The 13,188-nt window shown below is 45.2% G+C and carries 14 protein-coding genes; 4 read left to right on the top strand and 10 right to left on the bottom strand.

The features are described 5' to 3' along the window. Positions 1-87 precede the first annotated feature (87 nt). On the top strand, positions 88-273 hold the full coding sequence (locus MTR82_RS00925) for a YlaF family protein (protein WP_052651056.1): 186 nt from the start codon (positions 88-90) through the stop codon (positions 271-273). A 116-nt stretch (positions 274-389) separates the two neighbouring features. On the opposite strand, the gene MTR82_RS00920 is transcribed toward MTR82_RS00925, so the two are convergent. Continuing rightward, positions 390-1,181, bottom strand: coding sequence for an inositol monophosphatase family protein (locus tag MTR82_RS00920; protein WP_279576945.1), 792 nt, complete (start codon positions 1,179-1,181; stop codon positions 390-392). 85 nt (positions 1,182-1,266) lie between these two features. Continuing rightward, positions 1,267-1,461, bottom strand: a complete 195-nt coding sequence (locus tag MTR82_RS00915) for a hypothetical protein (RefSeq protein ID WP_052651054.1) — start codon at positions 1,459-1,461, stop codon at positions 1,267-1,269. Between the two features lie 158 nt (positions 1,462-1,619). Between MTR82_RS00915 and MTR82_RS00910 the strand changes: the two genes are divergently transcribed. After that, positions 1,620-2,258: a YktB family protein gene (locus tag MTR82_RS00910; RefSeq protein WP_246807408.1), complete on the top strand. Its 639-nt coding sequence runs from the start codon at positions 1,620-1,622 to the stop codon at positions 2,256-2,258. A 13-nt stretch (positions 2,259-2,271) separates the two neighbouring features. On the opposite strand, the gene MTR82_RS00905 is transcribed toward MTR82_RS00910, so the two are convergent. Together MTR82_RS00905 and MTR82_RS00900 are read right to left on the bottom strand one after the other, a co-directional pair. Further along, positions 2,272-2,547 carry a UPF0223 family protein gene (locus MTR82_RS00905; RefSeq protein ID WP_052651052.1) on the bottom strand — a complete coding sequence of 92 codons (276 nt, stop codon included), beginning with the start codon at positions 2,545-2,547 and terminating at the stop codon, positions 2,272-2,274. A 20-nt stretch (positions 2,548-2,567) separates the two neighbouring features. Then, the gene (locus tag MTR82_RS00900) at positions 2,568-3,533 is read right to left on the bottom strand and encodes an NAD(P)H-dependent flavin oxidoreductase (protein WP_246807407.1); all 966 of its coding nucleotides are present in this window, start codon (positions 3,531-3,533) and stop codon (positions 2,568-2,570) included. Between the two features lie 132 nt (positions 3,534-3,665). Here MTR82_RS00900 and MTR82_RS00895 point away from each other — a divergent pair, with 132 nt between their 5' ends. Next, positions 3,666-5,135, top strand: coding sequence for an aminotransferase class I/II-fold pyridoxal phosphate-dependent enzyme (locus MTR82_RS00895; protein WP_246807406.1), 1,470 nt, complete (start codon positions 3,666-3,668; stop codon positions 5,133-5,135). A gap of 330 nt (positions 5,136-5,465) precedes the next feature. Here the strand turns inward: MTR82_RS00895 and MTR82_RS00890 are convergent, their stop codons facing one another. The 6 genes from MTR82_RS00890 to MTR82_RS00865 form a co-directional block, all read right to left on the bottom strand. Beyond that, entirely contained in the window at positions 5,466-6,329 is an 864-nt protein-coding gene (locus tag MTR82_RS00890; RefSeq protein ID WP_246807405.1) for a polysaccharide deacetylase family protein, read from the bottom strand. 86 nt (positions 6,330-6,415) lie between these two features. Further along, positions 6,416-7,825: a dihydrolipoyl dehydrogenase gene (gene lpdA, locus MTR82_RS00885; protein ID WP_052651049.1), complete on the bottom strand. Its 1,410-nt coding sequence runs from the start codon at positions 7,823-7,825 to the stop codon at positions 6,416-6,418. A gap of 5 nt (positions 7,826-7,830) precedes the next feature. Then, positions 7,831-9,201, bottom strand: coding sequence for a dihydrolipoamide acetyltransferase family protein (locus MTR82_RS00880; protein ID WP_052651048.1), 1,371 nt, complete (start codon positions 9,199-9,201; stop codon positions 7,831-7,833). Positions 9,202-9,229: 28 nt separating this feature from the next. Next, the gene (locus MTR82_RS00875) at positions 9,230-10,207 is read right to left on the bottom strand and encodes an alpha-ketoacid dehydrogenase subunit beta (protein ID WP_052651047.1); all 978 of its coding nucleotides are present in this window, start codon (positions 10,205-10,207) and stop codon (positions 9,230-9,232) included. A 3-nt stretch (positions 10,208-10,210) separates the two neighbouring features. Then, entirely contained in the window at positions 10,211-11,323 is a 1,113-nt protein-coding gene (pdhA, locus tag MTR82_RS00870) for a pyruvate dehydrogenase (acetyl-transferring) E1 component subunit alpha (RefSeq protein ID WP_052651046.1), read from the bottom strand. Between the two features lie 299 nt (positions 11,324-11,622). Beyond that, positions 11,623-12,267, bottom strand: coding sequence for a YkyA family protein (locus MTR82_RS00865; RefSeq protein WP_246807404.1), 645 nt, complete (start codon positions 12,265-12,267; stop codon positions 11,623-11,625). Positions 12,268-12,609: 342 nt separating this feature from the next. Here MTR82_RS00865 and def point away from each other — a divergent pair, with 342 nt between their 5' ends. Beyond that, positions 12,610-13,176 carry a peptide deformylase gene (def, locus tag MTR82_RS00860; protein ID WP_052651044.1) on the top strand — a complete coding sequence of 189 codons (567 nt, stop codon included), beginning with the start codon at positions 12,610-12,612 and terminating at the stop codon, positions 13,174-13,176. Positions 13,177-13,188: the final 12 nt, after the last annotated feature.

Raw genomic sequence — 13,188 nt, 5'->3', positions numbered from 1 at the left:
TCATGTCCATAACTGTGTTAGTATAGCACATGTAGGGGAAAAACCCTAAGATTTTATTTCGACTATAGGCGGCAGGAGGAAAAAAGATTGAAAAATATAAAATGGATTTTCGTATTCTATTCGTTTGCAGCTCTTGTATGCATGGCCGCAATCGGTGTTGCCGTGGGCTTCCGCAGCATTCCAGGAATTCTTTTTGCAATCATATTGCTTTGTGCAGTCATGGGAATGGGCTTTAAAAAGAAAAAAGAGATGCGGGAAGCTGGATTGCTGTAAATCCCCTCCCCTTAAATCTTCGCGCAATAAAGGAGTTGGCTCTGGAGAAAATCCAAAGCAACTCCTTTTTTTATTTCCTTTGGCCAGTGTCGGGTCTCACCGGAAGCCATTCCGCTTTACTTGAGGCGGATGTATTCCGACAATATACGATGATGGATCGATGGATTGGCTACAATAAAAGTATCTTGCTTCATCAGATTGGCGGGCTCTCCCTTGAAATTGGAAGTGACAGCTCCGACTTCTTCAGCAATCACTTTTCCGCCTGCTATATCCCAAGGCGATAAGCGCATCGAAATATAGGCGTCCATTCGGCCGCTCGCGACATAGGCAAGCTCAAGCGCAGCAGATCCGTAAGATCTTGTGCCTCTGACATGCTGGACTAAACGGATGGTGGCTTCATGGTCAATATAGCGGTTTGGCGTAATCCACGTGGCATTGATGCCGACAATCGATTCTTCGATGGAAGTATCGAACAAAGGCCGCAGCCGTTCATCATTGTAATAAGCACCGCCTCCTTGGATTCCATGGTACAAGTCATCATTTACCACATCGTATATGTATCCCAATTTGCCGATTCCATTCTCATAAATCCCTAACGAAATGGCGAAATTTCTTTTTTGATGCACAAAATTCATCGTGCCATCAATTGGGTCGAGCATCCAAACAACGCCTTCCAGATCTTCGAACGTATCTCCAAACCCTTCTTCCCCCAATATGCGGTGACCGGGAAAATCACGCCGAATGCGGCTAATGAAAAATTGTTCGATTTCTTTATCGATATTCGTTACCAGGTCATTTGCATCTGATTTCGTTTCAATGGTGATATCCACTAAAAATGAATTTCTGATGCGGTGGCCCGCTTCTTTAATTAGCGATTTAATATAAGTGTCCATGCTGTGCAAATCCAAGTTATTGCCTCCCTTTTTCCCTTCATTATAACGAAAAAGGCACTTACTGTCTTATCTCAGTAAATGCCCTTATATAATCAGTTTATTAAAGCGCATGAAGTGCCTCCAACTCTACATGTATTTCTTGAAGACGCTTTTTGCTTTTATCTTTTTGGTGTTCATCTTTTTGCTTCATAGCATCGAACAAAGAAGCAAGTTCGTAATCAAGTTCCAATTTCAAAACATGGATGTATTCTTTTTCTACTTCGGCTTTGCGAATGATTTGAATCATCTGTTTCATACTAAGCACCCCTTTCTCTCCACTTTTCGATAATTCAGTTTAATAATATGATTATTAGACCAATACCCCTTTAGCAGCTCAGGAAAACTTATTTATATTCTTTCTTCCCAAAGTTCGTTAAAATGAAACCTATGATTGCTATTTAAGGAGGAAAATAAGTGGAAACTTTTTGGACCCAACAAGACTTCGAAGTATTTGAAACGCCAGGCTTGGAACAGCGGATGGAACTGCTGGTTTCGAGGGTGCGCCCGAAATTTGAACAGCTGGGCACTGCATACTCAGCATTCTTTTCCGGAAAATCCGGCGAAGAGTTTTTCCCTCACGTCGCAAAGCATATGCGCCGTACGGTCAATCCGCCAAATGACAGCTGGGTAGCATTCGCTCCACACAAAAGAGGATACAAGGCTGTGCCCCATTTCCAAATCGGCTTATGGGAAAGCCATGTTTTTATTATCTTAGCCGTTATTTACGAAGCCCCTAACAAAAAAGCGATGGCGGAAGAATTGCTGGCATCTGATGTGCTTTCATCACTTCCGAAAGACTTTATGCTTTCTGGCGACCACATGAAACCGGAAGCCCAGCCGCTTGCAGATTTGGAAGAGGCAGGCGTTGAAAAGCTCGTGACAAGGCTTCGCGATGTGAAAAAAGGCGAACTGGTTATCGGGCGCCATATTTCAAGAGACGACGCTGCGGCTATGTCGCCTGAAGATTTTCATGCTTTTGCCGAAAGAACATTTACCGAATTATTGCCGGTCTATGACACGATGCTACAAAAAATAAAAATTCCGCAGCGCTAAGCTGCGGAATTTTTTATTTCTTCATTTTAATGATGTCTTCGTCGCTTCGCACTTTCATTTCTTTGATGACCGGAAAACTGGCATAGCCGCTTTCTTCTTCGAACTCGCGGAAATACGTTTTCTCTTCCGCTATCGACGGCACGATTTCTTTGAACCGGCGGTATTTTGCCATTAAGCTTTTCCGTTTGACTCCTTTCTCGTAGGCAAGTTCGATTGCTTCGAAAAAGGCAACGACATCCACAATTTCTTCCGTAGTCCAATCAATTGAAAAAGGGTATGAATAATCCATTTTACTTCCTCACTTTCGTGTCATGATGGCCATGACCATTTTTTCCGAATTTCTGTAGCTTGCGCTACCATTCGGTCGATTAATTCCTGTACAGAAGGCACGTCCTTGATCAGTCCGGTAACTTGTCCGGCCCAGCCAAATCCTTCTTCCTGCTTTCCTTCATATATATATTTCTTGTTGGCTTCTCCACTAACATAGTCTTTGATTGCTTCATAGCTCGGCTGTTCCGCTTCAATCTCCAAAATCCTGTCGGTCCAGCCATTTCTTAGCGTCCGGGCTGGGCTGCCGATGCTTCTTTTAATGATGACCGTGTCTTGCTCAGAACTTGCGATTAATGCGTTCTTATAGACAACCGAGGCGTGGACGCATTCTTTCGTCGCGATAAAGCGCGTTCCCATTTCGATCCCTTCTGCCCCAAGCGCATGGGCGGCCATCCAGCCGCGGCCGTCTCCAATGCCTCCGGATGCAATGACGGGAATGGAGACAGCATCCACCACTTGCGGGATGAGCACCATCGTCCCGATATCGTCTCTCCCTAAATGCCCGCCGCCTTCATGTCCGACCACCATGACGGCATCGGCTCCAAGCTCTTCCGCTTTTTCCGCCTGTCTTCTGGCTGCTACCAGCACGAGCTTTTTAATCGGCGTTCCTTCCAGCTGCTTGAAGATTGGCGTCGGATTTCCGCCAGTCATCGAAACGACCGGAACGTTTTCATCAATCGCCACTTGAAGCATATGGGAAAATTCACGGCCGTGGTCACCGATTGCAAAGTTGACGCCGAAAGGCTGGTCTGTCAATTCGCGGACTTTGCAGATTTCCTCTCTTAATTGTTCTGGCGTTGCAAGGCTCATCGCCGTGATTTGCCCAAGTCCTCCTGCATTTGATACGGCTGCAGCGAGGTCTGCATAGGCAAGATAAGCAAGGCCGCCTTGAACGATCGGCAGACGGATCCCGAGTAGTTCTGTTATTCTTGTTTGAAACTGCATGAAATCATTCCCTCCTCTGTCTTTATGTTATTCGGCAGGCAAAAACAATTTCCTTTTATTTTTATAGTATAGCGTTAATCAACATGCTATAATTCTTTTTGTTTTCATTTTTATAAAGCGAGGTGGCCCTTTGTGTCTCAATTAGAAACTCCGTTATTCGATGCGCTTCTTAAGCATCGCAACCGGCACCCCATTCAATTCCATATTCCTGGCCATAAAAAAGGCCAAGGCGTCGACCCGGCTTTTCGGGAATTTGTCGGCGATAATGTTTTATCGATAGACTTGATCAATATCGCCCCTTTGGATGATTTGCATTCGCCAAAAGGTGCGATTAAAGAAGCGCAGGAATTAGCTGCTAAAGCATTCGGCGCAGACCATACATTTTTCTCTGTCCAAGGCACGAGCGGGGCGATCATGACGATGATTTTAAGTGTTGTTGGACCAAACGATAAAATCCTGGTGCCGCGCAACGTCCACAAATCGATTATGTCGGCAATTGTTTTCGCCGGCGCGATTCCGATTTTCATCCACCCGGAAGTGGATCCGGAACTTGGAATTTCACATGGCATTTCGGCAGAAGCGGTTGAAAAAGCATTGAATGAATATCCGGACGCAAAAGCGGTCCTTGTCATCAACCCAACCTATTTCGGCGTCGCAGCTGATTTAAAGCGGATTGTGGACATCGCCCATGAGCGCGAGATACCGGTTTTGGTAGACGAAGCACACGGTGTCCATATCCATTTCCATAAATCGTTGCCGATTTCCGCGATGGAAGCAGGTGCTGATATGGCAGCGACTTCGGTTCATAAACTCGGCGGTTCCATGACGCAAAGCTCGGTGCTGAATGTCCGCGAAGGCCTGGTTTCTGCCAAGCGCGTTCAGTCGACGCTTTCCATGCTGACCACGACTTCGACGTCCTACCCGATTCTGGCGTCCCTGGATACTGCCCGCAGACAGCTGGCGATCCACGGTTTTGATTTGATCGACCACGCCATTCGCTTAGCGCAGGATGCACGAAAGCGAATCAATAAAATTCCACATCTCCATTGCGTAGGAAAAGAGATTTTAAACAGCTCCGCCACTTATGATATGGATCCGACGAAATTATTGATCAGCGTGAAAAATCTTGGCATCACCGGCCACCAGGCAGAAGAATGGCTGCGTGAAAATGCCAATATCGAAATCGAATTATCGGATCTTTATAACATTCTATGCTTGGTGACTCTTGGAGACAGCCGAAAAGAATTGAACCTCCTGATCAATGCCTTGCAAAGAATGAGCGTGGCTTTCGAGAGCGACGCCGCAATCATCGAACCGGTCGTTCTCTTGCCGGACATCCCGCGCCTTGCCATGACGCCGAGAGATGCTTTTTACGCGACCACAGAAGTTATCTCGATTGAAGAAGCCGTAGGCAGAATTTCAGCTGAGTTCATCATGGTTTATCCTCCCGGCATCCCGATTTTTATTCCCGGTGAGATCATTACGCAGGAAAACATCGAGTATATCGATATGAACATCAAAGCCGGCTTGCCGGTACAAGGGCCGGAAGACGATACACTGAAAATGCTGCGGGTCATTAAAGAACAGCAGGCGATCCGGTAATAGGAAAAGCGGAAGCAGCCGTTTAGATCCGAAAGGCATAAGACGGGCTGGCGCAGCGGCGGTTTTCAGCCGCTTAGCTAGAACGGCTTATGACCCGAGGATCTGGCTGTTGGAGTCTGGACAAAGAAAAGTGGAAGCGCCCGGTAAGCCCCGACAAGCGCTGGAGGGCTTTCAGGCTATGGCGTTCTTTGCCATTGCCTGAAAGACCGAAGCGTCTCGAGGGGCTGGGCGCTGGAGTCTGGACAGAGAAAAGCGGAAACAGCCGTTTAGGTCTGACAGGCAAAAGAATAGAAAAAAGTCCGGAAGCTAAAAGCTCCGGACTTTTTTTACTTAAGGCTGAAGTTCAATTTCATGCGGATCGACGAACGTATAGCCTTTTGCTTTCAGGCCATCGACGATCCCTGGGAGAGCTGCAGCCGTCCATTCCCGGTCATGCATCAACAAGTTTGATCCATTGTGCAAAAACTCCGTATTGACCATGATATCCGTCAAAGCTGCAGGGTCCATGTACTGTTTTTCCCAATCGTAGCCGTAAGACCAATTCATCAGCATCATGCCTTCTTGCTGTACAAGGGCCCGGCTGAAATCCGTATTGGCTCCGTGGGGTGCACGGAAGAATTTCGGCTTTTCGCCAATCACTTGTTCCACGGTTTCATTGACAGTCAAAATCTCCTGTTTTTGCTGGTCCTCAGAAATTGTCGTCAAATTCGGATGGGTCTGCGTATGGTTGCCAATCAAAAAGCCCATTTCATGGATTTTCTTCAAGTTCTCTTTTTCTGCCTCACTATCCAAAAAATGCCCATTGACAAAGAAAATGGCCGGTACATTCAGCTCTTTTAAAGTAACCGCCATGTCTACTGCATGTTTGTCCGGTGCGTCATCAATAGTGAGCAATACCGCTTCTGCCGGAGCATCTGCAATCGGCTCTACTCCCCAAGTAGCAGGATTTAAGCGATATTGAGGTTCTGGTTCTGCTTCTGACTCTACTTCTTCTTTTTCAATTTCTTCTTGCTCCGCTTCTTCTGCTTGTCCACTTTCTTCTTCATTTGCATTTTCAGTTTCTGCCGGCGTTTCTTCTGCCTGTTCTTCTACTGGCGCTGTTTCTTTTTCATTGACCGTTTCAGTCTGTTCATCGCTGCACGCTGCAAGCAGCGAAATACCAACTGTCAGTATTAACCATTTCATATGTACCATATCACTATCACCCTTTCGGTGCCATTCTATCATGAATAAAGGCATAAAAAAAGAAACCCGCATGAAAATGCGGATTTCTTCTTTCATTATTTAATGATATGGATTGGAGTTCCAAGTGCCACTTCTGCAGCTTCCATTGTAATTTCAGCCAATGTTGGGTGAGCGTGGATCGTCATTGCGATGTCTTCGACTGTCATACCCGCTTCAATAGCAAGGCCTAATTCAGCGATCATATCAGACGCACCAGCACCAACGATGTGAGCACCAAGCAATAAACCATCTGATTTGCGTGAAACAAGTTTCACAAAACCTTCAGATGCATTAAGTGCAAGTGCACGGCCATTAGCTCCGAATGGGAATTTAGCAGCAGCCGCTTCAAATCCTTGTTCTTTTGCCTGCTCTTCAGTTAAGCCGACGCTTGCAAGTTCAGGATCTGTAAAGCAGACCGCAGGAATTGCCAAGTAATCCACTTCTGATTTTTCTCCAGCAATCGCTTCTGCAGCGACTTTGCCTTCATAAGATGCTTTATGAGCAAGTTGAAGGCCAGGTACAACGTCTCCGATTGCATAGAAGTTAGGGATGTTTGTACGGCATTGTTTGTCGACTTCGATCAGACCGCGTTCAGACATTTTCACGCCGACTTCTTCAAGTCCCATTTCATCTGTGTTCGGACGGCGGCCAACTGTTACCAATACGTAATCCGCTTCAACGGTTTTTTCTTCCCCGCCAGCTTCGTATTTTACAGTAACGCCGTTTTCAGTTTCTTCTACACCTTTAGCAGATGCTTTTGTGATAACTTCAACGCCTTTTTTCTTCAAGCCTTTTTTAACGATAGCCGTCATTTGCTTTTCGAATCCAGCTAAGATATCAGGGGCACCTTCAAGGATAGTTACTTCAGATCCAAGGTTTGCATAAGCAGTTCCAAGTTCAGTTCCGATATATCCCCCGCCGATAACGACAAGTTTTTTAGGAACTTCTTGAAGTGCTAGAGCACCTGTTGAGTTGATGACGCGTTTAGAGAATTTGAAAGTTGGAATTTCCACTGGACGAGATCCTGTCGCAATGATTACATTTTTAAAAGTGTAAGTTTGCGAAGACTTTTCGTCCATCACACGTACTGAATTTTCATCTACGAAATAAGCTTCACCGCGAACGATTTCAACTTTATTTCCTTTTAGAAGCGATTCAACACCGCCAGTCAATTTTTTCACAACGCCGTTTTTGAAAGCCTGCGCTTTTTCAAAGTTAATAGATACTTCTTTTGCGACAATACCCATATCATCTGAATGCTGAGCTTCTTCAAAACGGTGACCCACTGAGATTAGAGCTTTCGAAGGGATACAGCCGACGTTCAAGCAAACGCCTCCGATATATTCTTTCTCAACGATTGTTACTTTTTGGCCAGTTTGCGCTGCGCGGATGGCTGCTACATATCCCCCAGGGCCTGAGCCGATGACGAGCGTATCTGTTTCGATTGGAAAATCTCCTACTACCATAATTTTTACGCCTCCATTAATAATAATTCAGGTTCGCTTAATAAGCGTTTGATGTGATTCAATGCGTGTTGCGCTGTTGCTCCATCAATCATGCGATGATCGAAGCTCAATGATAATGCTAACACAGGTGCAGCAACAATTTCACCATTTTTAATTACAGGCTTCTCAGCGATGCGGCCGATTCCAAGAATTGCCACTTCAGGGTGATTAATGACTGGAGTGAACCATTGGCCGCCGGCAGAACCGATATTCGTGATTGAGCACGATGCGCCTTTCATCTCAGCAGCAGTCAGTTTGCCTTCACGCGCTTTTGTTGCAAGTCCATTGATTTCATCAGAAATGGAGAATACGGATTTACGGTCTGCATTTTTAATGACAGGAACCATTAAGCCTTTCTCAGTATCTGCTGCGATTCCGATGTTGAAATAGTGTTTTTGGATGATTTCGCTTGTTTCATCATCGAAAGATGTATTCAATGCCGGGAATTCACGCAATGTGCTCACTAAAGCTTTAACGACATAAGGCAAGTAAGTCAGCTTGATTTCTTTTTCAGCTGCAATATCTTTGAACTTTTTGCGGTGTGCTACTAGTTCGGTAACGTCCACTTCGTCCATTAATGTAACGTGAGGAGCCGTATGTTTTGAATGCACCATCGCTTTTGCAATCGCTTTGCGGATGCCTGACATCTTCTCGCGCGTTTCCGGGAAGTCGCCTTCGGGAACAGCCGGCGCTTTTGGAGCTGCTGTTTCTTTAGCTGATTCTTTTTCAACCGCTTCTGCTTCAGGAGCAGTTTCAGCTGCCGCTTGCTCTTGCCCGCCGCTCAAGAACGATTCGATATCTTCTTTCAAGATGCGGCCATTATTGCCTGATCCTGAAACTTGTGTGATATCGACGTCTTTTTCTCTTGCAAATTTACGGACTGAAGGCATCGCGATCACGCGTGCATTCGGATCAGCTGGCGTTTTTGCCTGAGGCTGTTCGCCGGCTCCCGTTTCCGCATTTTTAGGCGCTTCTTCTTTTACGGGTTCTTTATCAACATTCTGGGCAGATTCAGCTGTTCCAGCCTGAACTTGCTCTTCTGTTTCTTCTTTGCTTTCAGAAGGGGCTGCATCTCCGCTTCCTTCGTTATCTGAAGCATCGTCGCTTTCGATCCGGACCAGCACGTCACCAACAACTGCTACTGTTCCCTCTTCAACGATGATCTCTTTGATTGTTCCTGATACAGGTGAAGGCATTTCGACAACTGCTTTGTCGTTTTGCACTTCAAACATGATGTCATCTTCTTCGATTCGATCTCCTGCTTTTACGAACCATTTTACGATTTCACCTTCATGGATACCTTCTCCGATATCCGGTAAACGAAATTCAAAAGCCATTAGTTTCACCCTTTCTTTTCTAAACGAATTAGAACGTTAACACTTTCTTAGCTGTTTCTATTATATCCTTCGAGTTTGGAAGCCAAACTTGTTCAGCTTGTGAGAATGGGAAAATGGAATCTGGAGCTGCTACGCGAAGTACAGGAGCTTCTAAGCTCAAAATCGCACGATCCATGATTTCAGCTACAACGTTTGCAGCAATACCCGCTTGTTTTTGGGCTTCTTGGACAACCATTGCGCGTCCAGTCTTTTCTACTGAAGCGACAATCGTTTCAATATCCAAAGGCTGGATCGTACGAAGGTCGATTACTTCTGCAGAATAGCCTTCTTTTTCAAGTTCTTCAGCTGCTTTCAAACTTTCTTGCACCATTGCACCGTATGCAATAATCGTCAAATCTTTGCCTTCACGTTTAATATCCGCTTTCCCTAAAGGAATTGTGTAAGCTTCTTCCGGAACTTCCTGGCGGCCTGAGCGATATAATTTCAAATGCTCAAGGAAAATAACCGGGTCGTTGTCGCGGATTGCAGAAATTAACAAACCTTTTGCATCATACGGAGTTGACGGCACAACCACTTTTAAACCTGGCTGTGAAGTCATCAGCAATTCTAGAGAGTCTGCGTGCATTTCAGGTGTGTGAACACCACCGCCGAAAGGTGAACGCAGCGTAATTGGTGCATTTAAGCTACCGCCGCTGCGGAAGCGCATACGAGCCATTTGGCCGCTGATTGAATCCATTACTTCATAAACAAACCCGAAAAATTGGATTTCCGGAACCGGACGGAAACCTTGCAGCGCAAGACCGATAGCTAGGCCGCCGATCCCTGACTCAGCTAGAGGCGTATCGAATACACGGTCTTCACCGAATTCTTTTTGCAATCCTTCTGTTGCACGGAAAACACCGCCGTTATTTCCTACGTCTTCCCCGAAAACAAGCACATTTTCATCGTTTTGCATCTCTGTTTTCAGAGCGTCGGTAATTGCTTGAACCATAGTCATTTGTGCCATCGCTTACTTCGACTCCTTTGCTTTGTAGATATCAAGTTGCTCTTGAACGTTGAATGGAACCTCTTCGTACATGATTTCCAATAGGTTAGTAACCGTTTGTTTCGGAGCACTATCGGCTTTTTTGACAGCCGCTTTAATTTCTTCTTTTGCTTTTTCAATTACTTCGTTTTCTTTTTCTTCGTTCCAAATGCCTTTCGCTTCTAAATATTTACGGAAGCGGATAAGCGGATCTTTCTTTTCCCATTCGCTGTCTGTGTCAGAAGTACGGTAGCGAGTCGGATCATCACCAGCCATTGTATGCGGGCCGTAGCGGTAGCAAAGCGTTTCGATCAATGTCGGACCTTCGCCACGAATTGCGCGTTCACGTGCATCGCGTGTTACTGAATAAACCGCTAATGGATCCATGCCGTCAACTAGAACGCCTGGGATTCCGGCAGCTACTGCTTTTTGTGCAATTGTTTTCGCAGAAGTCTGCAATTCACGCGGTGTAGAAATTGCATATTGGTTATTTTGTACAAAGAAAATGGCAGGTGCACGGAATGAACCGGCAAAGTTAATGCCTTCATAGAAGTCACCTTGTGAAGAACCGCCGTCTCCTGTATAAGTAACAGCAACTGCTTCTTTTTTGCGTTTTTGCATACCTAATGCAACACCTGCAGCCTGGATGTACTGTGCCCCGATAATGATTTGCGGCGGCAAGATGTTCAAGCCTTCAGGCATTTGGTTCCCCATGAAATGTCCACGCGAGAACAAGAATGCTTGGTGCAACGGCCAACCGTGCCAGATTAGTTGCGGAACATCACGATAGCCCGGCAAGATAAAATCTTCTTTTTTAAGCGCAAAATGAGACGCTAATTGAGACGCTTCCTGTCCAGCAGTCGGCGCGTAGAAACCTAGACGACCTTGGCGGTTCAATGAAATTGAACGCTGATCCAAAATACGCGTATAAACCATACGGCTCATTAATTCCTGTAATTCTTCATCGGATAATTTCGGGTCTGCCTGTTCGTTGACGATTTCACCTTCTTCGTTCAGAACCTGGACCATTTCAAACTTTTCTTCGATTGCGTGCAGTGTTTCCACTGGATCAAATTGCTGTGATTTTTTCGCAGCCATAAAAGCAACTCTCCTTTTATCTGTATTAAGATTTCTTTATTGATATAGTAATACAATTGCACATTCCTTCTCAGTATACGTTACTTGAATTGCATGGTCAATCATTGCGAACCGTTAGTTATCAAGCCTATTCTATAGAAGGAAATGCTTTGCGCTTAAAAACTGTACTACCGTTTCCAATAGCCCTGTATTATATCACAGGAAGAGTTAATCCTTCCTTTTATAGGACAGAAAAAGAGCTGCCCAAGTCTATAAGGCAGCTCTTTTCGTCTCTCTATTTAGGGTTTCTAAGCATTTCTTCATTTCTCTTCTTTTTCAAGCTCTTCAATCACATTGTCTTTCATCTCATTGAACTGTTCGGTCCGTTCATTGAAAACTGCCACAGTTTCTTGGACCGCTGTGTTTTTCTCATTTACTTCCATCGCTTTTTCCTGCAAAGCTTGAAGTTCTGTTTCTTCGTTCAGGAGCATATCGTAAAGCTCTTTTTGAAGGGCTGTCAGTTCTTCATAAGCTTCTGCAAAATCCGCATGCGCTTCGAAGCGTTCCTGCATTTTCGTTTTCAGCTCCGTTAAATCCGTTTTCAGCGAATCTTCATCGGTTTCTTCGATTACCGTGTCAATTGCCTTAAATTCTTCTTCGGCATTCTGCATCGATTCGTTTTCATTTTTCAGGAGTTCTAAACGCTGATCAGCCGATTCCATCGCCTCCTGCGCTTGGCTGCTTACTTCTTCTTGCTGCTCCTGAGTCAAGCCCATAATGGACTCGAATAATTGCTGTTCGTTCTTTTCCAGCTTTTCCATTTCACTTTGCGTATCCCGGTACTCTTTTTCAGCAGAAAATGTGTCTTGTAATACATTATCCAATTGTTCTCCGGCGTATTGCCCTGAACAAGCACTTAGCAATAAAGCACTCGAAAAAATCGTTGTCATAAAAACTTTTTTCACAAAAAAACCTCCTTATTACATAAATTAACTATAATATTCGTGATAGAAAAGCGCAAGTAGCCATGTAAGTTCGACGGGCATAAGACGGATTGCCGAAGCGGCGTATTCTGCCGCACAGGTGAGACGGCTTAAGTCCAGAGAACTTGGCTGCTGGAGTCTGGACAATAGAAAAGCGCAAGCGCCCAGAGAGCCCCGGCAGGCTTAAAACAGAGCAGGCAAATTTTAAGCCTATAAAATAGGCGCAAACGCAAATTCACGGGCAGTGTTGCTTTTTTCTTTCCGGCTTTCCCGTTCGTGCGTTATACTTAAGTGTAATGTGTCAGTATGAAAGGATGAATACACTTGATACTCATGAAAGATATAATCCGCGAAGGCCATCCTACGCTCCGTCAACGTTCGGAAGAAGTAAGCTTTCCGCTTTCCGAAGAAGACCGTAAACTTGCCGAGGACCTTTTGCAATATGTCATTAATAGCCAAGACGATGAAATGATCGAAAAATATGATCTGCGCCCAGGTGTTGGGATTGCAGCTCCTCAAGTCAACCAGGCGAAACGGATTTTCGCGCTGCATTTTGATGAAACAAGCGGCGAAAATCTAAGCTTGATTGCCATCAATCCTAAAATCGTCAGCCATTCTGTCGAAAAAGCTTATTTGACTGCTGGCGAAGGCTGTTTATCCGTAGACCGCGCTATTCCGGGATATGTTCCCCGCCATGCCCGCATCACCATCAAAGCTTTCAATCTAGAAGGCGAAGAATACAAAATGCGTTTAAAAGGGCTGCCGGCTATTGCTTTCCAGCATGAGCTCGATCATTTGAATGGCGTTATGTTCTTTGACCACATCAATCCTAAAAACCCGTTTGCCGAAATTGAAAATGCCATGCCAATAGGAAGAGACTCGGATGAATAATCCGAGCCTCTT

The organism is Planococcus ruber, assembly GCF_022819085.1.
GTDB lineage: Bacteria > Bacillota > Bacilli > Bacillales_A > Planococcaceae > Planococcus > Planococcus ruber.
This window is presented reverse-complemented; position numbering and strand designations above follow the sequence as displayed.